This is a genomic window from Halalkalibacter lacteus (assembly GCF_036663595.1).
In the GTDB taxonomy this organism is placed as follows: domain Bacteria; phylum Bacillota; class Bacilli; order Bacillales; family Bacillaceae_D; genus Halalkalibacter; species Halalkalibacter lacteus.
The window spans coordinates 59,507-82,687 of the sequence record NZ_JAWRVL010000002.1; the positions used below are offsets into that span (position 1 = coordinate 59,507).

At 39.5% G+C, this 23,181-nt stretch carries 20 protein-coding genes; 19 read left to right on the forward strand and 1 reads right to left on the reverse strand.

Going from position 1 to position 23,181, the window contains the following annotated elements; translation table 11 throughout:
* The first annotated feature begins 13 nt into the window (after nt 1–13).
* From SAZ04_RS01750 to SAZ04_RS01770, 5 genes are read left to right on the forward strand one after another with little or no spacing between them, the layout of a single operon-like run.
* Nucleotides 14–793, forward strand: a complete 780-nt coding sequence (locus SAZ04_RS01750) for a dihydroorotate dehydrogenase electron transfer subunit (RefSeq protein WP_332690112.1) — start codon at nt 14–16, stop codon at nt 791–793.
* Nucleotides 790–1,719, forward strand: coding sequence for a dihydroorotate dehydrogenase (locus SAZ04_RS01755; RefSeq protein WP_332690117.1), 930 nt, complete (start codon nt 790–792; stop codon nt 1,717–1,719). The genes SAZ04_RS01750 and SAZ04_RS01755 overlap by 4 nt, the downstream gene beginning before the upstream one ends.
* Nucleotides 1,701–2,408, forward strand: a complete 708-nt coding sequence (gene pyrF, locus SAZ04_RS01760; RefSeq protein WP_332690120.1) for an orotidine-5'-phosphate decarboxylase — start codon at nt 1,701–1,703, stop codon at nt 2,406–2,408. Before SAZ04_RS01755 ends, pyrF begins: the two co-directional genes overlap by 19 nt.
* A gap of 2 nt (nt 2,409–2,410) precedes the next feature.
* Nucleotides 2,411–3,043: an orotate phosphoribosyltransferase gene (pyrE, locus tag SAZ04_RS01765; RefSeq protein WP_332690123.1), complete on the forward strand. Its 633-nt coding sequence runs from the start codon at nt 2,411–2,413 to the stop codon at nt 3,041–3,043.
* Nucleotides 3,044–3,084: 41 nt separating this feature from the next.
* The gene (locus SAZ04_RS01770) at nt 3,085–3,735 is read left to right on the forward strand and encodes a class I SAM-dependent methyltransferase (RefSeq protein WP_332690126.1); all 651 of its coding nucleotides are present in this window, start codon (nt 3,085–3,087) and stop codon (nt 3,733–3,735) included.
* Between the two features lie 232 nt (nt 3,736–3,967).
* Here the strand turns inward: SAZ04_RS01770 and SAZ04_RS01775 are convergent, their stop codons facing one another.
* Entirely contained in the window at nt 3,968–5,677 is a 1,710-nt protein-coding gene (locus tag SAZ04_RS01775; RefSeq protein ID WP_332690129.1) for an Rqc2 family fibronectin-binding protein, read from the reverse strand.
* 223 nt (nt 5,678–5,900) lie between these two features.
* On the opposite strand from SAZ04_RS01775, the gene SAZ04_RS01780 reads away from it, so the two are divergent.
* The 14 genes from SAZ04_RS01780 (at nt 5,901) to rpe (ending at nt 22,701) form a co-directional block, all read left to right on the forward strand.
* Entirely contained in the window at nt 5,901–8,606 is a 2,706-nt protein-coding gene (locus SAZ04_RS01780; protein WP_332690132.1) for a calcium-translocating P-type ATPase, SERCA-type, read from the forward strand.
* A 146-nt stretch (nt 8,607–8,752) separates the two neighbouring features.
* Nucleotides 8,753–9,637 carry a YicC/YloC family endoribonuclease gene (locus SAZ04_RS01785; RefSeq protein ID WP_332690135.1) on the forward strand — a complete coding sequence of 295 codons (885 nt, stop codon included), beginning with the start codon at nt 8,753–8,755 and terminating at the stop codon, nt 9,635–9,637.
* 95 nt (nt 9,638–9,732) lie between these two features.
* Entirely contained in the window at nt 9,733–9,993 is a 261-nt protein-coding gene (gene remA / locus SAZ04_RS01790) for an extracellular matrix/biofilm regulator RemA (protein WP_332690138.1), read from the forward strand.
* A 55-nt stretch (nt 9,994–10,048) separates the two neighbouring features.
* Nucleotides 10,049–10,663: a guanylate kinase gene (gmk, locus tag SAZ04_RS01795; protein ID WP_332690141.1), complete on the forward strand. Its 615-nt coding sequence runs from the start codon at nt 10,049–10,051 to the stop codon at nt 10,661–10,663.
* The gene (gene rpoZ / locus SAZ04_RS01800) at nt 10,663–10,884 is read left to right on the forward strand and encodes a DNA-directed RNA polymerase subunit omega (protein WP_332690144.1); all 222 of its coding nucleotides are present in this window, start codon (nt 10,663–10,665) and stop codon (nt 10,882–10,884) included. Before gmk ends, rpoZ begins: the two co-directional genes overlap by 1 nt.
* 229 nt (nt 10,885–11,113) lie before the next feature.
* Complete coding sequence (coaBC, locus tag SAZ04_RS01805) at nt 11,114–12,328, forward strand: bifunctional phosphopantothenoylcysteine decarboxylase/phosphopantothenate--cysteine ligase CoaBC (protein WP_332690147.1); 1,215 nt, start codon at nt 11,114–11,116, stop codon at nt 12,326–12,328.
* Complete coding sequence (gene priA, locus SAZ04_RS01810) at nt 12,325–14,721, forward strand: primosomal protein N' (RefSeq protein WP_332690149.1); 2,397 nt, start codon at nt 12,325–12,327, stop codon at nt 14,719–14,721. The genes coaBC and priA overlap by 4 nt, the downstream gene beginning before the upstream one ends.
* A 207-nt stretch (nt 14,722–14,928) precedes the next feature.
* Nucleotides 14,929–15,870: a methionyl-tRNA formyltransferase gene (fmt, locus tag SAZ04_RS01815; protein ID WP_332690151.1), complete on the forward strand. Its 942-nt coding sequence runs from the start codon at nt 14,929–14,931 to the stop codon at nt 15,868–15,870.
* A 1-nt stretch (nt 15,871) separates the two neighbouring features.
* Nucleotides 15,872–17,209: a 16S rRNA (cytosine(967)-C(5))-methyltransferase RsmB gene (rsmB, locus tag SAZ04_RS01820; RefSeq protein WP_332690154.1), complete on the forward strand. Its 1,338-nt coding sequence runs from the start codon at nt 15,872–15,874 to the stop codon at nt 17,207–17,209.
* A 22-nt stretch (nt 17,210–17,231) separates the two neighbouring features.
* Nucleotides 17,232–18,320: a dual-specificity RNA methyltransferase RlmN gene (gene rlmN, locus SAZ04_RS01825; protein WP_332690625.1), complete on the forward strand. Its 1,089-nt coding sequence runs from the start codon at nt 17,232–17,234 to the stop codon at nt 18,318–18,320.
* Between the two features lie 9 nt (nt 18,321–18,329).
* Nucleotides 18,330–19,085 (forward strand): Stp1/IreP family PP2C-type Ser/Thr phosphatase, encoded by a 756-nt coding sequence (locus SAZ04_RS01830; RefSeq protein ID WP_332690157.1) that lies wholly within the window; start codon nt 18,330–18,332, stop codon nt 19,083–19,085.
* Entirely contained in the window at nt 19,082–21,091 is a 2,010-nt protein-coding gene (gene pknB / locus SAZ04_RS01835) for a Stk1 family PASTA domain-containing Ser/Thr kinase (protein WP_332690160.1), read from the forward strand. Before SAZ04_RS01830 ends, pknB begins: the two co-directional genes overlap by 4 nt.
* 69 nt (nt 21,092–21,160) lie before the next feature.
* Nucleotides 21,161–22,048: a ribosome small subunit-dependent GTPase A gene (gene rsgA, locus SAZ04_RS01840; protein ID WP_332690163.1), complete on the forward strand. Its 888-nt coding sequence runs from the start codon at nt 21,161–21,163 to the stop codon at nt 22,046–22,048.
* Entirely contained in the window at nt 22,045–22,701 is a 657-nt protein-coding gene (gene rpe, locus SAZ04_RS01845) for a ribulose-phosphate 3-epimerase (protein ID WP_332690166.1), read from the forward strand. Before rsgA ends, rpe begins: the two co-directional genes overlap by 4 nt.
* The last annotated feature ends 480 nt before the right edge of the window (nt 22,702–23,181 follow it).

Below are 23,181 nucleotides of genomic sequence, written 5' to 3' on the forward strand. Positions count from 1 at the left end.
AGGTGGAGGGACCATGATAAAAAAAGACTTATTGAAAATTACAACTCAGAAAGAGATAGCAACAAACATTATGGAGGTAACATGTTCGGGAAGCCTTGTTAAACAAATGACCGAACCTGGCCAATTTCTTCATTTGCGAGTTGATACAAGCGACGATCTTTTGCTTAGAAGACCGATAAGCATTTGTGATGTAGATTTAGAAAATGAATCAGTAACGATGCTTTATCGTGTTGAAGGAAAGGGGACGTCGCGTCTCTCATACAAACGTGAAGGAGATACCATTGATGTACTCGGGCCACTAGGGAATGGTTTTCCATTAGAGGCTACCGATAAAGGAGAGACGGCTCTCCTTGTCGGAGGTGGAATAGGGGTCCCTCCTCTCTATTACTTATCAAAGCAATTAAAAGAACGAGGAGTCAATGTAATTCACGTATTAGGGTTCCAAAGCAAAGAAAATGTCTTTTACGAACAAGAGTTTTCAGAGCTTGGTGATACGTATGTTGTAACGGCAGATGGAACATATGGTTCAATTGGTTATGTAACGGATGTCATTAATGAGAAAAACCTTTCGTTTGATACGATGTATTCATGTGGACCAACACCAATGCTTGCGGCATTATCAACCATTTATGGGGATAGACGTTTGTTTATCTCGCTTGAAGAACGAATGGGATGTGGAGTTGGAGCATGCTTTGCTTGTGTTTGTCATGTTGTCGGCGACGAGTCAGGAACGAGTTACCGCAAAGTCTGTACTGATGGTCCAGTCTTTCCGGTTGGGGAGGTTGTACTATGAACAGGTTACAAGTAGAATTACCGGGTCTTTCCATGAGAAATCCAATCATGCCTGCATCAGGGTGTTTTGGATTTGGGAAAGAATATGCAAAGTATTATGATCTTGGGATATTGGGTGCAATTGCCATCAAAGCAACAACAGATCAACCACGCTTTGGTAACCCAACTCCTCGTGTTGCAGAAACATCTGCAGGAATGCTCAACGCAATCGGTTTACAAAATCCGGGGCTTGAAGGTGTGCTAACGAATGAATTGCCTTGGTTACATCAATATGATGTACCGATAGTGGCAAATGTAGCAGGTACGGAAATTGCTGATTATATTGAAACAACAGCAAAGCTTTCAAAAGCAGAAAATGTTCATGCAATTGAATTAAACATTTCTTGCCCTAATGTAAAGCAAGGTGGTATCGCGTTTGGAACCATTCCACATGTTGCAGCTGAATTGACAAAAGAAGTGAAAAATGTCTCAGACGTACCCGTTTATGTAAAGCTATCACCCAATGTTGCTGATATCGTTGAAATTGCTCGTGCTGTTGAAAAGGCAGGTGCTGATGGTCTTTCGATGATTAATACGCTGCTTGGAATGCGAATTGATTTAAAGCGAAGAAAGCCTATCTTATCAAATGGCTACGGCGGTTTATCAGGTCCAGCCATTAAACCTGTAGCCATTCGAATGATCCATCAAGTCAGTCAAGCTGTTGATATTCCGATTATCGGGATGGGCGGAATTTATACAGCAGAAGATGTTGTTGAATTTATGCTTGCAGGTGCTAGTGCAATTGCGGTAGGAACAGCGAATTTTACTGATCCGTTTGTATGTCCAACAATTATAGAGGAACTTCCGGCACTGCTTGATGAATTAGAAGTTGACCATGTGCAAGATCTTATTGGAGGGAGTTGGAAGCAATGCAACGTCCACTCATAATTGCCTTAGACTTAGATGATGTAGCAAAACGTAGAGCCCTTCTAGATCAATTTAATGGAGAATCTCTTTTTGTAAAGGTTGGGATGGAGTTATTTTATCGTGAAGGCAGACAAGTGATTCATGAATTAAAAGAAAGCGGACATCAAATATTTCTTGACTTGAAATTACATGATATTCCAAATACAGTACAAAGAACGATGCGAGAGCTTGCTAGTTTAGATATAGATATTGTTAATGTTCATGCAGCTGGCGGGAAGAAAATGATGAGTGCAGCTCGTGATGGGTTAGAGCAAGGTACGAAGGCGGGGGGGAAAAGACCTATCTTAATTGCGGTAACTCAGTTAACGAGTACGGATGAAGAAACGATGCAAAGTGAATTGCTTATCAATCAACAACTCAATGAAGTAGTGAGAACGTATGCTTCATTTGCGCAAGAAAGTGGAGTTGATGGGGTCGTTTGTTCGGCAAAAGAAGTTCCTCTTATTCAAGATTCTTGTGGGACATCGTTTTATACAGTTTGTCCTGGGATTCGTCGTAAAGAAGATGTAGTTGGTGATCAAAAGCGTGTTGTGACTCCAGAAGAAGCAAGAGAACTAGGAAGCTGGGGAATTGTCGTTGGAAGAAGCATCACAACTGCAGAACATCCACTCAAAGTATATCAAGAAATGAAACAAGACTGGGAGGGCTAGTTATGAAAGAGCAAATTGCTAAGCATTTATTAGATATTGGTGCTGTTCATTTGCGTCCAAATGATCCATTTACGTGGACGTCAGGGATGAAGTCACCAATTTACTGTGATAACCGTTTAACACTTTCTTACCCAAAAGTTCGTAAAGATATTATCGTGGGATTTGTAGAACTTTTAGAAAAAATCGAAGTTGATGTGATTGCTGGTACAGCTACGGCAGGTATTCCACATGCAGCATTGTTAGCTGATAAATTAGAATTGCCAATGATTTATGTAAGAGGAAGTGCAAAAGGTCACGGCAAACAAAATCAAATTGAAGGCAAAATTGAAAAAGGACAAAAAGTAGTCCTTGTTGAAGATTTAATTTCAACCGGTGGTAGTGTCATTCAAGCTGCAGAGGCATTACGTTCAAATGGTGCAGAGGTAGTGGCGATTGTAGCAATATTTACATACGAATTTCAAAAGGCGTATGACGCACTCAAAGAGGCTAACATCCCAACTTATGTGTTAACATCATATTCAACATTACTTGAAGTGGCTAAAGGGAAAGGGACGATTACAGCTGATCAAGTACAACGTTTGAATGAATGGCGGAAAGATCCAACATCACAAGATTGGATGATAGAACAAGTTTAATCTCTCATTTAGGTGTTTTACGGGCGGGAGGGGGCATAGGCATGAGGAAAATGAATGGTACAGACTTTGATGATCTCGTAGATTTTTTCGATGCTATGACACAAACGAAATGGCTCTCATCTATTCATGATCAGCTAAAAGTTCTTTCCGGTATTTGGAGTAATAAAACTATTTTAGATATCGGTTGTGGAACAGGGAGGTTGCTTGAGCGTGGCGTTTCACAAGCGAGCGAACTTATCGGGATAGACTTATCAAAGGAAATGGTGGAGAAAAGTCGTGAGTTATTGGAGCGAGGTCCTGCCAAGAGCTCGCTACTAATTGGAGATGCTTATAGACTGCCTTTAGAGAACAACAAAGTTGATGTGGCTTTGTCAACTTGTGTCATGTTTCTCCTTCCAGAACCAAAGAGGGGTCTAGGTGAGATGGTTCGAGTGGTGAAACACGGTGGAGTGATTGCGATGTTAAATCCATCACCAGAAATGTGTGCGGAATCGGCTGCTCAGTATGCAGAACAACATCAATTTACCGGATTTGAGCGTGAATCTTTGCTAGCGTGGTCGAATGTTTCAACGAAAAGGCATCGTTACTCAGACGCAGAGTTACACGAATTATTGACTGAGCTGAATATGCAGAAGGTTCAACATACATCTGTATTGGATGGATTAGCAACGATTACAATAGCAGTAAAGTAAGTTTTTAAGCAGACGATTCTCATAAAAGAGTGGTCTGTTTTTTTGTATTAAGTGAAATAGAAGGTGATGTTATTATTGACGAAGGAAATTATAAACAAAAGCTCAATATTCTAGTATTAATGGAGATTTTAAGGTGAGAAAGCCGAGGAACCACCTCGGCTTTCTCGAGGGCACTGCTAAAGGTGAAACCGACCTTTAAAAGACTCGCGATGAAGCGAGAACGGCTCCGAGGCTATTTTCTAAGTGAACGGACAAGGTCTTCATCGGGTGTAACGTATATCGTTGTCTGATTATCGTAAATGACATATCCAGGTTTGGAACCATTCGGTTTTTTGACATGGCGAATTTTTGTGTAATCAACAGGCACAGAGCTAGATTGTTTTGCTTTGCTAAAAAAGGCTGCCACAGTAGCTGCTTCAAGCAATGTTTGTTCATCTGGTTCTATACTTCTTATGACAACATGAGAACCTGGAATATCTTTTGTATGTAGCCAAATTTCGTCTTGTCTGGCAAATTTATTTGTCACATAATCATTTTGTTTATTGTTTTTGCCAACATAAAATTCGACTCCGCTACTTGAGAGATACTGATCAAGTTGTGGCTTTGTTTCTTTCTTTTTCTTTTGCTGCTTAAGACGTCTACGAATGTAGCCTTCTTCAATAAGTTCCTCACGTATTTCCTCTATATCTCTAGGAGCTGCACTTTCCATTTGTTGAATAAGTTGGTCAAAATAGATGACCTCTTCTTTCGCTTTTTCAATTTGTTCTAATACAACTGCTACGGAGTTCTTTGCTTTGTTATATTTCTTGTAATACGCTTGTGCATTAACTGAAGGTGATTTCTGTGGATCAAGCTTAATAAGAATCATGCCACCTTCTTCATCATAATAATCCATTACTTCTATCTGTTTGTCACCACGCTTTACCATATGTAAATTAGCTGTTAAAAGCTCACCAAGCTTTTGAAATTCCTTGGCACGTTCAGCTTGATTCAATGTTTGTTCTAATTTCTTTATTTTCTTTTTGTTCTTTTGCCATTCGTTTCGCAGGAAGCGTTCTAAGTCATGCGCTTGTTGTTTTACGCGATCTCGTTCAGCTTTTCCATAGTAGAAGCGATCAATTAAATTACTTACTGATTCAAAGGTTTTCCTCTCGCCTTTCAAATGCTCTAAATGGAGAATAGAAAATGCCTCTTTCCCATCTGTTGTAATCATTTCGGGATTATAGACATGTTCTTTTAGTGTTTTGATCATGTCTAAATAAGCAGTGGGTAAGGTTGTTCGGTTTACAACGGTTCCTGCCTGAAAGACAATTTCCTTAGCTAATTGAGGAGACAGTCCAGCAACTTGCTCAACTAACTGCCTGTCAATCTTCCCAGCATTAAAGTCAATTCGTTTCAGTAACTCGTCCCGGTTCAGCTCAAAAGGATTTGCTTTATGCTGTTCAGGAGGGAGTTTATAAGGTTGACCTGGCATCACTGTACGATAGCTACTTTGAGCAGGGCTGATGTGCTTTATGCTATCTAAGATTAATCCCGATTTTTTATCGACCAAGCTTATATTACTATGACGACCCATAATTTCGACATACAGTTGTTTAAACGTTTCATCACCGAGTTCATCTTTATTTTTAATATGGAAGATGATGACACGTTCCATATCAAGTTGTTCAATACGCTCAATGAGGCTTCCTTCTAAGTGCTTACGTAGTAACATACAAAACATTGGTGGGACAGAAGGGTTATCGTATTTTTCCTTGGTTATGTGTATCCTTGCAAAGCTAGCGTTAGCTGACAATAATAATTGATGATTTTTTCCTTTTGCACGAATGGTAAAAATAAGTTCCGTTTTATATGGTTGATAAATCTTAGATATTCTTCCTGACGTTAACAACGTTTCAAGCTCGTGTGTCATCGCCCTTGTCATAAATCCATCAAATGACATGGCTATATCATCCCTTTCCTTCGCTCCAGACTTCCTTATATGGTGATACCTCCAAATCTACATGTTATCTAGGCTCTTACATTTTTTTTGGAGGATTGCTCTTATGAGTATAGCATGTTTTCCATCTTCACTGAATATGATGGCTTGTATAAACGATTGGATAAGCCTTCTCTAAAATCGGTTAAGAAATGCGAAAAGAGACTATCATGTGGGGTGACTCGAGATGAATTGGTACAAGTTAGAGGAACAGGAAGTAACCTTATCCGTTGGGACAAATATAGAAAAGGGGTTAACAGAAAAAGAAGCAGAAAAAAGATTAAAGAAGTACGGGGAAAATAAGTTAGAGGAAGGAAAAAGACCATCTGCATTATTTGTCTTTCTTGGCCAATTTAAAGACTTTATGGTTCTTGTCTTATTAGCGGCTACTTTTATCTCCGGTATGCTTGGGGAGTATATTGATGCTATTACCATTATGATTATTGTTCTTTTAAATGGAATTCTTGGTTTTGTACAAGAACGAAAAGCAGAAAAGTCACTTGATGCGCTAAAAGAACTATCAGCTCCGCAAATGCAAGTACTAAGGCAAGGTGCATGGAAAAAGGTTTTGTCTGTACAAGTCGTTCCTGGTGATATTGTGAAAATTTCTAGTGGGGATCGGATTGGAGCAGACCTGCGTCTTCTTGAAACAAATGGATTACGTATTGAAGAGTCTTCTTTAACAGGAGAATCCGTTCCTGTACAAAAACAGCAACATTTGCTAAATGGAGAACACATAGAACTAGGTGACCAGTCTAATATGGCATTTATGGGAACACTTGTGACACAAGGAAGTGGAATTGGTGTAGTCGTCGGGACAGGAATGAAGACGGAAATGGGCAAGATTGCTCATCTCTTGCAATCAACGATAACTCTTGTGACACCGCTGCAACGTCGTCTTGAACAGTTAGGAAAAATATTAATTGCTGTCGCATTAGTATTAACTGCCCTTGTTGTCATAATTGGTGTGTTACAAGGTCATGATGTGTATACGATGATTTTAGCAGGTGTGTCACTTGCAGTTGCGGCTATTCCTGAGGGACTTCCTGCAATTGTAACGGTTGCTCTAGCACTTGGCGTTCAGCGAATGATTAAACGTAAAGCGATCGTTAGGAAACTCCCAGCAGTAGAAACACTAGGGTGCGCTTCTGTCATTTGTTCGGATAAAACAGGAACATTAACGCAAAACAAGATGACCGTTACCCATGCCTGGAGTGGTGGCCAATTTTGGGGAATAACCGGAGGAGGATATGAACCTGCAGGAACATTTACACAAAATGGAAAAAAGATTAACCCTAGCAGAGATCGTAAATTACAGCAACTACTAAGCTATGGATGGCTTTGTAATAATGCTAATTTAGTAGAAAAAACAGGGAAACAAGGCATGTTACGAAAACAAGTGACAGAGTACGTAATTGACGGTGATCCTACTGAGGGAGCACTAGTTGTCGCTTCAATGAAAGCTGGGTATACAAAAACAGGACTTGAAAAGCATTTTTCAAGAGTACTAGAGTTTCCTTTTGACTCAGCAAGAAAAATGATGTCTGTTATTGTGAAAGATCAAAAAGGTAGGTCCTATGTGATAACAAAGGGTGCTCCTGATGTTGTGCTAGGACGCTGTAACAAACTTGTCTATGGAACCAATGAAGAAGCTCTCACTTCAAGAAGACGTACAGAGGTTGAAGGAATTATTGATCACTTGGCAGGGAATGCCTTACGAACGATTGCAATAGCGTATAGACCGCTTCCTGAAAAAGAAGTATGTAAGCAACCTTTTGAAGCAGAACGTGGGTTAACGCTTATTGGTTTGCAAGGGATGATCGACCCGCCTAGACCCGAGGTAAAGGATTCTATTGATGAATGTAGGCAAGCTGGTATTAAAACGGTTATGATTACGGGTGATCATAAGATAACAGCAGCAGCGATTGCAAGTCAGTTAGGAATTTTATCAAAAAAGGGGAAGGTGTTAGACGGGCAAACTCTCTCAAAAATGAGTGTTGCTGAGCTTGAGGAAGTCGTGGATGATGTTGATGTGTATGCACGAGTTTCCCCGGAACATAAGTTAAAGATCGTTAAAGCGCTACAAGCTAAAGGGCATATCGTAGCAATGACTGGTGATGGAGTGAATGATGCACCAGCTATCAAAGCAGCAAATATAGGGATTGCAATGGGAATTACGGGTACAGACGTTGCAAAAGAGGCCTCTTCTCTTATCTTAAGTGATGATAATTTTGCGACCATTAAAGCGGCTATTAAAGAAGGACGAAATATTTACGAGAATATTCGTAAATTTATCCGTTATATGATGGCGTCTAATGTCGGTGAAATTCTCGTGATGTTGTTTGCGATGATGCTCGGGATGCCGTTGCCATTAGTCGCTATTCAAATACTTTGGATTAATCTTGTGACAGACGGGTTGCCAGCAATGGCTCTTGGAATGGATCAGGCTGAAGGGGATGTGATGAAACGAGCACCAAGAAGTCCGAACGAAGGTGTATTTGCTCGCGGTTTGACATGGAAAATTGTAAGTCGCGGTTTTATGATTGGGGTTGTTACACTTGTTGCTTTCTGGGTGACATTACAAGCTGATCCGAACGATTTAACGAGGGCACAAACAGTTGCCTTTGTTACACTTGTTATGGCCCAACTCATTCACGTTTTTGATTGTCGAAGTGAGTATTCCGTGTACCATCGTAATCCGTTTGAAAATCGCTATTTAGTTGGAGCTGTATTCATTTCAACATTATTAATGCTCGCTGTTATTTATTATCCACCATTGCAAACGGTATTCCATACGGTCGCGTTAAATGGGCGTGAATGGTTACTTGTGCTGGCAATGGCTTCTATTCCAACGGTTGTTCTTGGAGGTTTCCAACTGCTAAAAAAGAAATAAGATTGGATTGGTTGACTCAGGATGAAGCTCCAGACAGACTTTACCTACTGTCTAGTCGACGCTTTTAGGGTCAACCTCTTTGTTTAATTCTACTTACTTGTTGCATATGGTTTTTTTTTGTAAAATGATAGTTGGATGTGATAACAATGAAAAGTATGACAGGGTATGGTTCTATTCAAATTGATAGTGAGTGTGGAGAAATTTCAATTGAGATAAAAGCTGTAAATCACCGATTTCTTGATAGTCAAATCAAATTACCATATGAATTGCTAGCATTGGAAGATAAAATACGTAAACAAATCAAGGAGCATGTTCTACGCGGAAAAATAGACGTTTCTGTGCATGTAGAAGAGAAAACAAATAAGAAACGTGTTCTCACTTTAGATGAAGAGCTGCTTGATCAGTATGTGTCAGCTTCAAAAGTAATAAACGAAAAGCTTGGTCAAGAAACGAAGCTTGAGATTAGTGCTCTTTTAATGGACACAACGATCGCTCAGGTTGAAGAAATTAGCAATGAAAGTTGGCAACAGGAAGAAAGGTCAATCTTAAAAGGCCTTACCGATGCTCTTTTGTCATTTAATAGAATGAGGGAGAATGAGGGGGCTTACTTACAACAGGATATGATGGGCTGGTTAGATAAATTGCAACATTGCTGCGATGAAATTGAAAAGTTGCTTCCTTCATTAATTGGACGTTACCGTGAAAAGCTTGACCAAAGAATTCGTTCTTTTTTAAATGAGGAAATAGAAATTGATGAATCAAGGCTTCTTACTGAAATCGCCATTTTCACAGAGAAAATGGATGTTAGTGAGGAGCTTGTACGCTTACGTGCTCATTGCAATCAATACATGAAATACATGCTGGTAAAAGGCGAAGCCATAGGAAGGCGTCTTGATTTTCTTGTACAAGAGATGAATCGAGAAGTGAATACGATTGGCTCTAAAGCTCCTGATACATCGATAAGGCAACAGGTTGTAGAGATGAAAGGATACCTTGAAAAATTAAAAGAACAAGTACAAAATGTTGAATAGGAGCTAGAATTCGAACGAATTTTCGTATATAGTTAGATTAGTTTGGATAACAATGTTGAGAGTGTTGCGACTCTCCTGAAGTGGGGTAAGTAGAAATGAACATAAAACTAATAAACATCGGGTTTGGGAATATTGTATCAGCGAATCGAATTATTTCCATCGTCAGTCCAGAGTCAGCACCAATTAAACGAATTATTCAAGACGCAAGAGATCGCAATATGTTAATTGATGCAACATATGGTCGTAGAACTCGTGCTGTTATTATTGCTGATAGTGATCACGTAATATTAAGTGCTGTTCAGCCTGAAACAGTAGCTCAGCGTTTGACTACTAAAGATGATACAGGTGAAGACTAATCAGGAATATGTTAGAATACATAAGTTGAATGTAAGATGTATGTAGGAGGTTTCCATGAAGAAAGAGAAAGGTCTATTACTTGTATTATCAGGTCCCGCAGGTGTTGGGAAGGGGACGGTTTGCACAGCATTACGTCAGGAGGATACGTCCGTACAATATTCAGTATCTGCCACGACCAGGTCTCCTAGAGAAGGGGAGCAGGATGGAGTCAATTATTTTTTTAAAACGAGAGAGCAATTTGAAAATATGATTGAACAAGATCAATTATTAGAATGGGCAGAGTATGTTGGGAACTACTATGGTACGCCGATTGAGTATGTGAGAGAAACGATTGACAGTGGTCAAGATATCATTCTGGAAATTGAAGTTCAAGGTGCATTAAAAGTTAAGGAACGCTTTCCTGAAGGTGTGTTTATTTTCTTAATGCCGCCGAGTTTAGCAGAGCTGAGAAGTCGTATTGTTGGACGTGGGACGGAAACAGAAGATATTATTAATAAACGAATGACAGTAGCTCGTGAAGAAATTGAAATGATGAAAAAATATGACTATGTCGTAGAAAACGATCAAGTTCATTTAGCTGTTGAACGAATAAAGTCAATTGTAACAGCAGAACATTGCAAACGTGAACGCTTAATTGAAAAATATAAACAACTTGTGGAGGTCAACTAATGCTATATCCTTCTATTGACTCGCTTTTAACAAAACTAGATTCAAAGTACACGCTTGTGACGGTTTCAGCTAAACGAGCACGTGAGATTAAGGAAGATTTATCCCGTGGACCTATGGTGCATCGTCCTGTATCTTATAAGCCGGTAGGGATTGCACTTGAAGAAATTATTGATGATCATTTGCAGTTTACACGAATTACCCCATTAGAAGATGAGGAATAAGAGCTAGAGGCTGACTCAACACGTAAGTTTTAGACCCCAGTAGGCACATTGTGTTCGTAGAGATTGTTGCAGGGGGTCTGAATCTTTTGAGTCAGTCTTTTTTTCTATGAGGATGACACAGTATAAAAAGTAGATGCAATAGCTTAAAACTAGGAAGCAGCTATGCTCATTGCGTCTGTGTTGAACATAAATCATACAAATTATTTATAGCTGGGAGCAGGTGGACGAGATGGTAAATGGAAAGAATGTGATTCTTGCAGTGAGTGGGGGAATAGCTGCATTTAAAGCAGCTGCGTTAGTAAGCAAATTAGTACAGGCGGGGGCGAATGTAAAAGTCATCATGACTGAATCAGCAAAGGAATTTGTTACCCCTCTTACATTTCAAGCCCTTTCGCGTAACCCTGTATATGATAATACATTTAATGAGCCAGATCCAACGAAAATTGCTCATATTGATATCGCTGATTGGGCCGATGTGATCCTTGTTGCGCCTGCAACAGCAAATGTTCTTGCAAAGCTCGCTAATGGCATAGCAGACGACATGCTTACAACAACAATGCTTGCGACAACTGCTCCGACCTATCTTGCGCCTGCGATGAATGTTAACATGTATAATCGTGCATCGGTTCAAAGAAATATTAGTTCTTTAAAAGAAGATGGTTACAAAGTGATTGATGGTGAAGAAGGCTATTTAGCATGCGGGTGGACAGGAAAAGGCAGAATGGCAGAACCGGAAGATCTTCTTCAAATTTTACAAAAGCATTTTTCTATTCAGAGTAGGAACCTTTTAGCAAGGAAAAAAGTTATTATCACTGCTGGACCAACACAAGAACGAATCGATCCAGTACGGTATTTTACAAATCATTCTTCAGGGAAAATGGGATATGCACTAGCACAAGCTGCAAAAGAACAAGGGGCAGAGGTCGTCTTGATTTCCGGTCCGACGCATTTACAAGTACCAGATGGGGTAGAAGTGGTACACATAATCTCTGCACAAGATATGTATGAGGCCGTGATGAAGTATTTTGTTAACGCCGATATTGTCATTAAATCAGCAGCAGTAGCTGATTACAGACCAAAGGATACGTTTTTGCATAAGCGAAAAAAACAACCAGGAACATGGTCTGTTGAAATGGAGAGAACGATAGATATATTAAAAACAATCGGTGAACAAAAAACAACGCAATTGCTTATTGGTTTTGCGGCTGAATCTGAACACGTAGAAAAGTATGCTTTGAACAAATTACATTCTAAAAATCTTGATCTCATTGTTGCGAACAATATTTTGCAAGAGGGTGCTGGTTTCAAAGGGGATACAAATATTATTATGACAATTGCCAAGGACGGCGAGAAAAAAGAATATCCTGTTCTATCAAAAAATGAAGCTGCAACATGTATAATAGATGACATTATTTCCTATTTAAAAAGGCATGAGAATTCATGATCGCAAAAGTGATTGTAGATGTACCTACTTCGCAAACAGACCGTTTATTTGATTACGATATACCGAAAGAATGGGAGGAAATCATCCAACCAGGATTACGAGTCATTGTTCCATTTGGGCCTCGTAAGATTCAAGGCTTTGTTGTTGATGTTGCAAAAGAGTCTACTTTTCATAAAACAAAACCAATTGATGATCTATTAGATGTCGTTCCAGTATTAACAGATGAGTTACTTTCACTCGGTGCTTGGTTATCAGAAGAAACTCTTTGTTTTCAATTATCAGCTTATCAACTTATGATTCCTGCTGCACTTCGTACGAAAGTAAAAAAAGAATTACGTTTACTTGCTCATATCGAAACAGTACCTCCTTCCATTCGTCCATACTTTCAAGGAGGCAAGAACCCACTCTGGAATGACCTGTTAAAAGATAACAACGTGAGTCTGAAGGAGATTCAACAAGCTGTTAAAGAAGAAAGGCTTGAGGTCTGTTATCAAATAGAAGAAAAAGGGAAAAAGAAAACGGAGCGATATGTGAAAGTGTCAGAAAAATCAACAGTCAAGGATATACCTGCAAGAGCTGCGAAACAACGGGAGCTTCTAGCTTACATACAATCACTTGGACAACCGATTTCTGTACAGCTGCTGCTTCAAGAAACCGGAATGACTAGGCAAACGATTACGACGTTAGTGAAAAAAGGGTTCGTTCAGGAGTTTGAAAAAGAGGTATATCGTGATCCTCTTGCTGGTGTAGAATATGAGCAGACGTCTCCTTTAAAACTGACAGAACAGCAACAAGAAGTGATAACACCAATTCTTGATTCTCTTGAAACAAAAAGTCATCATACATTTTTGCTTCATGGTGTAACAGGTAGTGGGAAGACGGAGGTATATTTACAAGCAATTGACCAAGCACTTCAACAAGAGCTAGAAGCGATTGTGCTCGTCCCTGAAATTTCATTAACCCCGCAAATGGTGCAACGATTTAAAGGGCGCTTCGGAAAAAAAGTGGCTGTTCTTCATTCAGGTCTCTCAATGGGCGAGAAATACGATGAGTGGAGGAAAATCTTAAGAAAAGAAGTGCAGGTTGTTGTCGGTGCAAGGTCTGCCATTTTTGCTCCTTTTACAAATTTAGGAATTATTATCATTGATGAAGAACATGAGACAAGCTACAAACAAGAAGAAAACCCGAGGTATCATGCTCGAGATGTTGCTATTTTTCGTGGGAAACATCATCAATGTCCTGTTATTTTAGGGAGTGCTACTCCTTCTTTAGAGTCATATGCTAGGGCAAAGAAGAGTGTGTATAAGCTCCTTCCGCTAACTGAAAGAGTACATAGTCGGGCAATGCCAACCGTTCAAGTTGTAGATATGCGTGAAGAACTTCGCAATGGGAATAGGTCGATGTTCTCGTATGCTTTGCTTGAAAAATTAAGAGATAGAATTGAAAAAGGTGAGCAAACGGTTCTTTTTTTAAACCGAAGAGGGTATTCGACGTTTGTTATGTGTCGAGACTGCGGATATGTAGCTACTTGCGAACATTGTGATATTTCCCTAACCTATCATCGAACTCATCACACTTTGAAATGTCATTATTGCGGTCATGAAGAAAAAATGCCTAACAAATGTGAATCTTGTGGGAGTGAACATATTCGATTTTTTGGTTCAGGAACGCAGAAGGTAGAAGAAGAACTAACGAGAGTGTTGCCAGAAGCAAAAGTCATTCGAATGGATATTGATACAACAAGACGTAAAGGATCACATGAAAGGCTTCTTTCAGCGTTCGGTCGAGGAGAAGCTGATATTTTACTTGGAACTCAAATGATTGCCAAAGGCCTTGATTTTCCGAAAATTACTCTAGTGGGGGTGCTTGCAGCTGATTCAATGCTTCATATTCCTGATTTTAGGTCAGCTGAACGTACATTTCAGTTAATGGAACAAGTGAGTGGAAGAGCGGGACGACATGATTTGGAAGGTGAGGTAATTATCCAATCATATACGCCAGATCATTATAGCATCGAGCTTGTGAAATCTCATGATTATGAGCAGTTCTTTCAAATGGAGATGAATCAACGTAAAGTGGGATTATATCCACCATACGTGTTTATGGTGTTAATTACGATTTCTCATCCTGAATTGACAAATGTCATAACGGTATCTGAAAAAGTGGTTTCATTTCTGAAAAGAGAGCTTTTAGAATCAACAACTGTTCTTGGTCCGGTAGCTTCACCACTTGCGCGTATAAAAGATAGATATCGATATCAATGCATGATAAAATACAGAAACGAGCCGAGGTTACTTGAAACTTTACGTGAAATCAGGCAACATTTTATTCGTGAAATCAATCAAGGGAACTTGCAAGTTTCGATAGATTTGCACCCTTATTTATTTACTTAATAGAGGTTGTACAAAAAGGTCAAAAGTCGACCTTTTTGTACAACCTTGAAGCAATGGGCATAGCCATTGAAAATAGGATGAACAGGGTTTGACATCTTTAAGCATATAATGATGCAGCATTCGTATTGACCTCATGGGGTATTAGATAGATGATAAAAAGTGAAACTATGTGAGTAGGCAACGTATGTGTGAAAGGCGGTTAGCTATATGAAAATTGTTTTTATGGGGACTCCAGATTTTTCTGTTGCTGTTTTAAGAAATTTGGTGACAGCAGGGTACGACGTTGTAGCAGTTGTCACTCAACCTGATCGTCCTGTTGGAAGAAAACGCATTTTAACTCCAACCCCAGTTAAAGTTGAGGCACAAAAGCATCAAATAGATGTGCTTCAACCAAAAAAAATTCGTGAGCAGTTTGAACTAGATAGAGTTTTCTCTTACAAGCCAGATCTAATTGTGACAGCGGCATTTGGACAAATATTACCAAAAGAGCTGCTAGACTATCCGGAGCTTGGGTGCATTAACGTACATGCCTCTCTTTTACCAAAGTACCGGGGAGGAGCTCCGATTCATCAGGCGATTATCGATGGAGAAAAAGAAGCGGGCGTGACGATTATGTATATGGTTGAAAAATTAGATGCAGGTGATATGCTTTCTCATGTGAGTGTGCCAATTGAAGAAGAAGACCATGTTGGAACGATGTTTGATAAATTGAGCATGGCAGGTGCGGGTTTATTACTAGATACGATTCCTAAGTTAGTAAATGGAAATTTGAAACCGATAAAGCAGGATGAATCTAAAGTAACCTTTGCTCGCAACATCTCCCGTGAAATGGAGCTCCTTGATTGGAATCGTTCGGGAGCGGACTTGTACAACCAAATTCGTGGGATGCATCCGTGGCCTGTTGCCTACACAACGCTCGAAGGAAAGCCTTTAAAAGTTTGGTGGGCAAAGAAAGTAGATGCCATGAAAACAATGGAGCCAGGTACAATTGAACGTATAGAAGAAGATGGAATTGTCGTATCTACAGGTGATCAAGTAGCCATTAAGATAACAGAACTTCAACCTTCAGGTAAGAAGAAGATGGATGCGCGGTCGTTTATTCGAGGTGCAGGAGCCCATTTAACTACTGGAGTAAAGCTAGGAGAATGAAATGAGTAAACCAGTTCGCGAAGTAGCGTTAGACGTTTTGCTTCAAATTGAAAAGAATCAAGCATACAGCAATCTATTATTAAATCAAACGGTTAATCGTGCAAACTTGGATCCTCGTGATGTTGGGCTGTTAACAGAAATTGTTTATGGGACCATTCAGCGCAAGAGTACTCTAGATTTTTACTTACAAGCTTTTGTGAAAAAAGGAGTAGATTCCTTGCAGGATTGGGTAAAAGTGCTATTAAGACTTTCTGTTTATCAGTTCGTTTATTTAGACCGAGTACCTGAACGTGCTGTCGTCCATGAGGCTGTAACAATAGCTAAAAAAAGAGGTCATAAAGGAATTAGCGGGATGATAAATGGTGTCCTGAGGTCAATACTACGCGAGGGCTTACCTTCTATCGATGATGTAGGAGACAAAATGCAAAAGTTAGCTCTTGAAACGAGCTTTCCAGCGTGGATCTTGGAACGTTGGATTCATCAATATGGTTTTGAAGAGACCAAGGCGATGTGCTTATCTAGCCTTACTCCACCATCTGTTACCGTTCGGGTGAATCAAGTAAAAGCAACGGTTGATGAAGTGTTAGAGCTATTAAGGGAAGAAGGACTTGATGTTAATCGAGGCGAGCTATCACCGGATGCGATTGTTGTGGAAAAGGGAAATATCTTTCAAACAAACACGTATAAACAAGGGTATGTAACAGCTCAAGATGAAAGTTCTATGTTAGTTGGGCGAGCTGTCGGAGCAACTCCAGGAATGCGTGTAGCGGATACGTGTGCAGCCCCTGGAGGAAAATCAACTCACATTGCTGAACAAATGGACGATACGGGTACCGTTTTGTCCTTTGATTTACATGATCATAAAGTGAAGCTCATACATGAGCAAGCAAACAGACTTGGTTTAACTTGTATTATGGCAGAAGCAATGGATGCAAGAAAAATACATGAAAAAGTCGTACAACCATTTGATCGTGTATTAGTTGATGCCCCTTGTAGTGGCTTTGGTGTGATTAGAAGAAAGCCTGATATCAAATGGTCAAAAAGGGAACAAGACATTAAAGCAATAAAGAAAATTCAACTAGAAATCTTGCACTCAGTTGCCCCATTTGTGAAATCAGGAGGTACACTTATTTATAGTACGTGTACGGTAGATAAAGATGAAAATGAAGAAAGTGTCGCCGCTTTCTTAGCTGAGCATCCAGAATTTCAACTAGACAAGACGTTACGAGATAGACTTCCTGAAAAAGTAGTAGGTCGTTATCGAGAGGGAATGATAACAATACTTCCGCAAGATTTTCAAACTGATGGCTTCTTTATTGCAAGTCTTATTAAACAATAACTGATAGAAAAGGTGTTCGATGATGGAAGAATTAAAAACGACAGTGGAAATACCGGATACTGGGCAACTTCAGTCCATTTATTCTATGCAATTTGATGCATTACAAGACTGGTTAAAAGAACAAGGTGAACCAACGTTTCGTGCGACTCAAATTTTTGAATGGCTTTATCAAAAACGAGTTACTGAATTTGAGCAAATGTCAAACCTTTCAAAGGATTTACGCGGAAAGTTGTCGAAATCATTCGTATTAACGACATTAAAAATTGTCACTAGGCAAGTGTCTTCTGATGGTACAGTGAAATTTTTATTTGAGCTGCATGATGGTTACTCGATTGAGACAGTTGTCATGCGTCATGACTATGGTAATAGTGTATGTGTAACAACTCAAGTTGGCTGTAGACTGGGCTGTACGTTCTGTGCATCTACTCTTGGCGGCTTGAAACGAAACCTTGAAGCAGGTGAAATTGTTGCACAAGTACTTGAATCACAACGGGCAATGGATGAGGTGCAGGAGCGAGTTAGTTCTGTTGTTGTGATGGGGATTGGTGAGCCATTTGACAACTACGAAGAACTCGTCCCTTTCTTAAAAACGGTTAATCATGATAAGGGGCTCAATATTGGAGCACGTCATATAACGGTTTCAACAAGTGGTGTTGTTCCGAAAATCTATAAATTTGCAGATGAAAAAATGCAAATAAACTTTGCGATTTCCCTACATGCTCCAACTACGGAAATTAGAAGTAAGCTTATGCCAGTAAACCGAGCATGGCCATTACCAAAACTGATGGAATCAATTCGCTATTACATTGAGAAAACAGGAAGAAGAGTGACTTTTGAATACGGCTTATTTGGTGGAGTTAATGATCAAGAAGAACATGCAGAACAATTAGCTGATTTAATTAAAGATCTAAAATGTCATGTGAATTTAATTCCTGTAAATTATGTGTTAGAGCGTGATTACGTTCGTACGCCAAGAGATCAAATATTTGCGTTTGAAGAAGTATTGAAAAATCGTAATATCAACGTGACCATTAGACGAGAACAAGGACATGATATTGACGCAGCTTGTGGACAGCTTCGAGCAAAGGAGCGGAAAGAAGAGACGAGGTGACTTTTGGAGATGGAGTTTACATTTCGAACAGATGTAGGAAAAGTTCGTGCTCATAATGAAGACAGTGGTGGGGTTTTCAAAAACGATATAGGGATTCTGGCGGTTGTTGCTGATGGAATGGGGGGACATCGTGCTGGTGATGTAGCTAGCGCGATGACGACAGATTTTCTTCGAAGTACATGGGAGAACGTTCCAGAAATTTCTTCTGTAGTAGAGGCGGAAAAGTGGCTTGTGAGTCAATTTGAATTATTAAATGAGCAACTATATTCTCATGCCGACGAACATGAAGAGTGTCGCGGCATGGGGACAACACTTGTTGTTGCCTTATGCACAGAAGAATTTATCTCGATTGCTCATATAGGTGATAGCCGTGCTTATGTGTTCAATGAATTTGGGTTTCACTTAAAGACATCCGATCATTCTCTTGTTCAAGAACTTGTTCGTAACGGACAGATTTCTCAAGAAGAAGCGGAACATCATCCGAGAAGAAATGTACTTTTACGTGCACTTGGGACAGAGCGTGAAATAAAGATTGATGTGACAACTTTGCAAGTAGAGGAAGAACAATCGATTTTATTATGCTCAGATGGATTAACGAACAAGATAACGAATGATGAATTAAAATCGCATCTTGAGGATGAGGATAAATTATCATCTAAAGCTGAAAAATTAATAAATCTAGCGAACGAGCGCGGTGGCGAAGATAATATAACGGTTGCCCTTATCCATTATACTAGTGGGTCTGATAGGGGAATGAAGCAATGATTGGACAACGAATAAGTGGTCGCTATGAGATTCTTGAGACAATTGGCGGCGGAGGAATGGCAAATGTTTACAAAGCGCTCGACGTCATTCTTGACCGCTATGTTGCTGTAAAGGTGCTGCAACCACAATTTTCAGATGATGAGCAGTTTATTAAGCGATTTAGACGTGAAGCTCAGTCTGCAACAAGCCTTGCTCATCCGAATATTGTCAACATATATGATGTGGGTGAAGAAGGTAACACGTACTACATAGTAATGGAATACGTTGAAGGCCAAACGTTAAAAGAATTGATACAATCACGTGGCCCGATTCCTGTTGAAGAGTCCGTTGAGTATATGGAGCAAATGCTTGCAGCACTGGAACATTCTCATGCGAATCATATTATTCATCGAGATATTAAGCCACATAATATTTTAATTGGGAATGATGGCATTGTTAAGATAACTGATTTTGGAATCGCTCGTGCCATTTCAGCTGCTACGATAACACACACGAATTCAGTAATGGGTTCTGTACATTACCTCTCTCCTGAACAAGCGCGTGGTGGACATATCACTTATAAGTCTGATATTTATTCGCTTGGTATTGTTTTGTATGAAATGGTAACAGGAGTTCTGCCATTTTCTGGGGATACGGCCGTTTCGATTGCGATTAAGCATTTGCAGAGTGAGGTGCCATCAGCGAGATTAATAGTACCTTCTTTACCGCAAAGCGTTGAAAATATCATTCGTAAAGCAACGGAAAAAGATCCTCTGAAACGTTATCCAACGATTCAAGAGATGGAAGAGGATGTTGCAACATCGTTAAATCCTGAACGAGTAAATGAAGCACCGTTTGTTGCATTAGATGGTGATGAGGAAGTAACGAAAGCGATTCCGATTTTTCGTGATGTTGATCGTTCAGACTTAGAAAAGACGGTTGAAATTCCACCTGTTAAAGAGTCTACTATTCCACCTAAAGAGACTGTCGAAAAAAAGGTGGAGTCGAAGCCAAAGAAAAAAAAGAAAGCAAAGAAATGGCTTACGATATTAGTTATTGTAGCGATTCTAACGCTCGGAGCGATTGTTGCGGCCTTTCTTGTCTTGCCTACTATTTTCCAAGTAGGTGAAGTCGAGGTTCCTAATGTGATAGAGCTATCTTTTGAAGAGGCTGAGGAGGAATTACGTGCCAAAAATCTCTCCGTAGAGCGAGAAGACATAGAACATGATACGATACAAAAAGACCATGTCGTCAGGCAAAGTCAGATGCCTGGTTCAATCGTAAAAGAAAGGTCAACCATAAAGTTATATGTTAGCCTTGGACAAGAAGAAATTGAACTTGAAAATGTAGTGGGGTTGCCCATTAAAAGTGTTGAGTCTCGTTTAAGAGGAATGGGCTTTACGGTCGAGACGACTGAACAAGAAACGGATGAGCAGCCTCCTGGAATCGTATTATCTCAAACTCCTACAGAAGGAACGTCCGTTGTAGCTGATGAAACTACAGTCTTTTTAACGTATAGTGTAGAAAACCAGATCCGGTTACAGGATCTGGTAAATCAAGAAGAGTCTTCTGTTAAAAGCTACTTGAGCAAAGTAGGGTTAGATGGTCAATATGATTATGAGCATTCTGATACAATTGAGTCTGGAAGAGTCATTCGTCAAACTCCTGTTCCTTATACGGTGTTAGATTATGGAGAGATGGTGAGAGTGACAGTTTCAGAAGGACCTAAGCCGGAATCGGAACCAAAACCGGAACCGGAAGAAGAACCTACTTATCAATGGGAAGTCAAACAAGAGATTAGTATGTCTGAGCAAGAGATAGAGGAAGGAAAGACGGTTAAGATCCGTATTGTGTACCGGGACGCAACAACCAATGGGGAAGATCAAGTATTTGTAGATGAAACAATTAGTAATACTAAAGAGTATTATGTGCCATTGACTGTGACCCCTTCACAGAGTGGTTCATTTGATTTGTATATTAATGATGAACTGCAAAAACAAACAGAGCCGTATGAGTATCCGAATTAAATGTCATGCTGACAAGAGGCTTTCATTTGCTTGGGCTCTTGTCATTTGTATATCCTTAGGAGGTTGTAAATGGCAACTGGAATGATTGTAAAAGCATTAAGTGGTTTTTATTATGTTCAATCGGAAGAAGGCATTATTCAATGTCGAGGGAGAGGGAATTTTCGCTTAAGACAAATTAAGCCTTTAGTTGGCGATCAAGTAGAATTTGAAGCAGAAAATGTTACAGATGGCTATATCCTCGATGTATTCGAACGGAAGAATGAACTAATTCGTCCACCGATTGCTAACGTTGATCAAGCACTATTAGTCTTTTCTGCATTGGAACCTGATTTTAGCCCGTTACTACTTGACAAATTTCTCGTTCATATCGAAGCGAACGGACTGACGCCAGTAATCATTATAAGCAAAGTTGATTTATTAGATAGTCATGCCTTGACAAAGATTGAATCATACAGAAAAATGTATGAAGACATTGGATATACGGTATTATTGACATCCACGCTACAAAGTGATGGTATTGATAAGATTGTTCCATTCCTACATCGGAAAGTCAGTGTAGTGGCTGGCCAATCAGGTGTAGGGAAATCTTCACTTTTGAATAGTTTACAGCCAGATTTAAATATTGAAACAAATGAAATTTCATCCCATTTAGGTCGGGGGAAACACACGACTAGACATGTTGAATTGTTACAAATTGGCGGTGGACTAGTTGCTGATACACCAGGTTTTAGTTCTCTAGATTTTGTTGATTTAGCAGCTGAAGATTTAGCAGCTTGTTTCCCTGAAATGAACGAGCAAGCATCAAACTGTAAATTTAGAGGTTGTTCCCATACTTCAGAGCCTAAATGTGCAGTGAAAGCTGCATTTGAACAAGGGGAAATTAGTGAATCAAGAATGAAGCACTATTTGCAATTTTTAGAAGAGATAAAAAATCAAAAAAAGAGGTATGACAAATGATTAAAATTGCACCTTCCATATTATCAGCTGATTTTGCTAAACTGGCTGAAGAAATAAAAGATGTAGAAGTTGGAGGAGCGGATTATATCCACGTAGATGTAATGGACGGACATTTTGTCCCAAATATAACGATTGGACCGCTTGTTGTGGAAGCGATTCGACCTATTACGAACTTACCATTGGATGTTCATTTGATGATTGAAAACCCAGATGCTTATATTCCGCAATTTGCAAAAGCTGGGGCGGATATCATATCTGTTCACGTAGAAGCATGTCCTCATTTACATCGAACCATTCATCTTATTAAAGAACAAGGAGTAAAGCCTGGAGTTGTCTTAAATCCTGCAACGCCTGTAGATGTAATCGAACCGATTATAGAAGATATTGATTTAGTTTTATTAATGACAGTTAACCCTGGATTTGGAGGCCAACGTTTTATTGAATCTGTTTTAACAAAGATTGAGAAAGTGGCAAAAATGATTCAAGAACGTGGTTTAAATGTTGAGATTGAGGTTGATGGCGGAGTGAACGCTGAAACTGCGCAAAAGTGTGTAGCTGCTGGAGCCAATGTCCTAGTCGCGGGATCAGCTATTTATATGCAAGAAAGTAGAACTCGTGCGATATCAGAAATAAGAGGTTCCGCTTCAAATTAATAAGAAAACAACATGTCAATAGACGTGTTGTTTTTTTGCGTTATTTGATATTATTTCAACCTTTTTTATGTCTGAAATATATTTTAATTAAGGAATCTGTAAGGAAATTATTTGCCACAGTTGATTTACCAAGGGGAACAATGAATAACGCTATTTTCCATACGTCGGTGCGCGTCAAGATTTTTCATTGGGTGAATGAACATTCTTTATCTTCAGACATATATTGGGGTATAGGGCATAAGCATAATGATAGAAGACAAGGATAATTTGCTCACGCAAAATAAAAAGGGTACGACATAAAAAATAGGAATAGTTTGTCGTATCTGCATATATTAGTTTAAAAGGAGCAATTATTTTTATCCTTATCATGATTCTTGTCTGAACAAATGGCTTGATGGATAGGGGCGACTTCGCTTCACGTCCTATGGTCGTGAGTCAAGTTTCTTTAACATTATCCCCGTGGCTATTCACGTTGAGGAG

Coding starts and splice junctions, on each gene's coding strand:
- remA (WP_332690138.1), top strand. CDS start 9,733: ATGAACATAAAACTAATAAACATCGGGTTTGGGAATATTGTATCAGCG.
- gmk (WP_332690141.1), top strand. CDS start 10,049: ATGAAGAAAGAGAAAGGTCTATTACTTGTATTATCAGGTCCCGCAGGT.
- priA (WP_332690149.1), top strand. CDS start 12,325: ATGATCGCAAAAGTGATTGTAGATGTACCTACTTCGCAAACAGACCGT.
- SAZ04_RS01750 (WP_332690112.1), top strand. CDS start 14: ATGATAAAAAAAGACTTATTGAAAATTACAACTCAGAAAGAGATAGCA.
- rsgA (WP_332690163.1), top strand. CDS start 21,161: ATGGCAACTGGAATGATTGTAAAAGCATTAAGTGGTTTTTATTATGTT.
- fmt (WP_332690151.1), top strand. CDS start 14,929: ATGAAAATTGTTTTTATGGGGACTCCAGATTTTTCTGTTGCTGTTTTA.
- SAZ04_RS01755 (WP_332690117.1), top strand. CDS start 790: ATGAACAGGTTACAAGTAGAATTACCGGGTCTTTCCATGAGAAATCCA.
- rlmN (WP_332690625.1), top strand. CDS start 17,232: ATGGAAGAATTAAAAACGACAGTGGAAATACCGGATACTGGGCAACTT.
- SAZ04_RS01830 (WP_332690157.1), top strand. CDS start 18,330: ATGGAGTTTACATTTCGAACAGATGTAGGAAAAGTTCGTGCTCATAAT.
- SAZ04_RS01770 (WP_332690126.1), top strand. CDS start 3,085: ATGAGGAAAATGAATGGTACAGACTTTGATGATCTCGTAGATTTTTTC.
- coaBC (WP_332690147.1), top strand. CDS start 11,114: ATGGTAAATGGAAAGAATGTGATTCTTGCAGTGAGTGGGGGAATAGCT.
- pyrE (WP_332690123.1), top strand. CDS start 2,411: ATGAAAGAGCAAATTGCTAAGCATTTATTAGATATTGGTGCTGTTCAT.
- SAZ04_RS01785 (WP_332690135.1), top strand. CDS start 8,753: ATGAAAAGTATGACAGGGTATGGTTCTATTCAAATTGATAGTGAGTGT.
- rsmB (WP_332690154.1), top strand. CDS start 15,872: ATGAGTAAACCAGTTCGCGAAGTAGCGTTAGACGTTTTGCTTCAAATT.
- SAZ04_RS01775 (WP_332690129.1), bottom strand. CDS start 5,677: ATGTCATTTGATGGATTTATGACAAGGGCGATGACACACGAGCTTGAA.
- pknB (WP_332690160.1), top strand. CDS start 19,082: ATGATTGGACAACGAATAAGTGGTCGCTATGAGATTCTTGAGACAATT.
- rpoZ (WP_332690144.1), top strand. CDS start 10,663: ATGCTATATCCTTCTATTGACTCGCTTTTAACAAAACTAGATTCAAAG.
- SAZ04_RS01780 (WP_332690132.1), top strand. CDS start 5,901: ATGAATTGGTACAAGTTAGAGGAACAGGAAGTAACCTTATCCGTTGGG.
- pyrF (WP_332690120.1), top strand. CDS start 1,701: ATGCAACGTCCACTCATAATTGCCTTAGACTTAGATGATGTAGCAAAA.
- rpe (WP_332690166.1), top strand. CDS start 22,045: ATGATTAAAATTGCACCTTCCATATTATCAGCTGATTTTGCTAAACTG.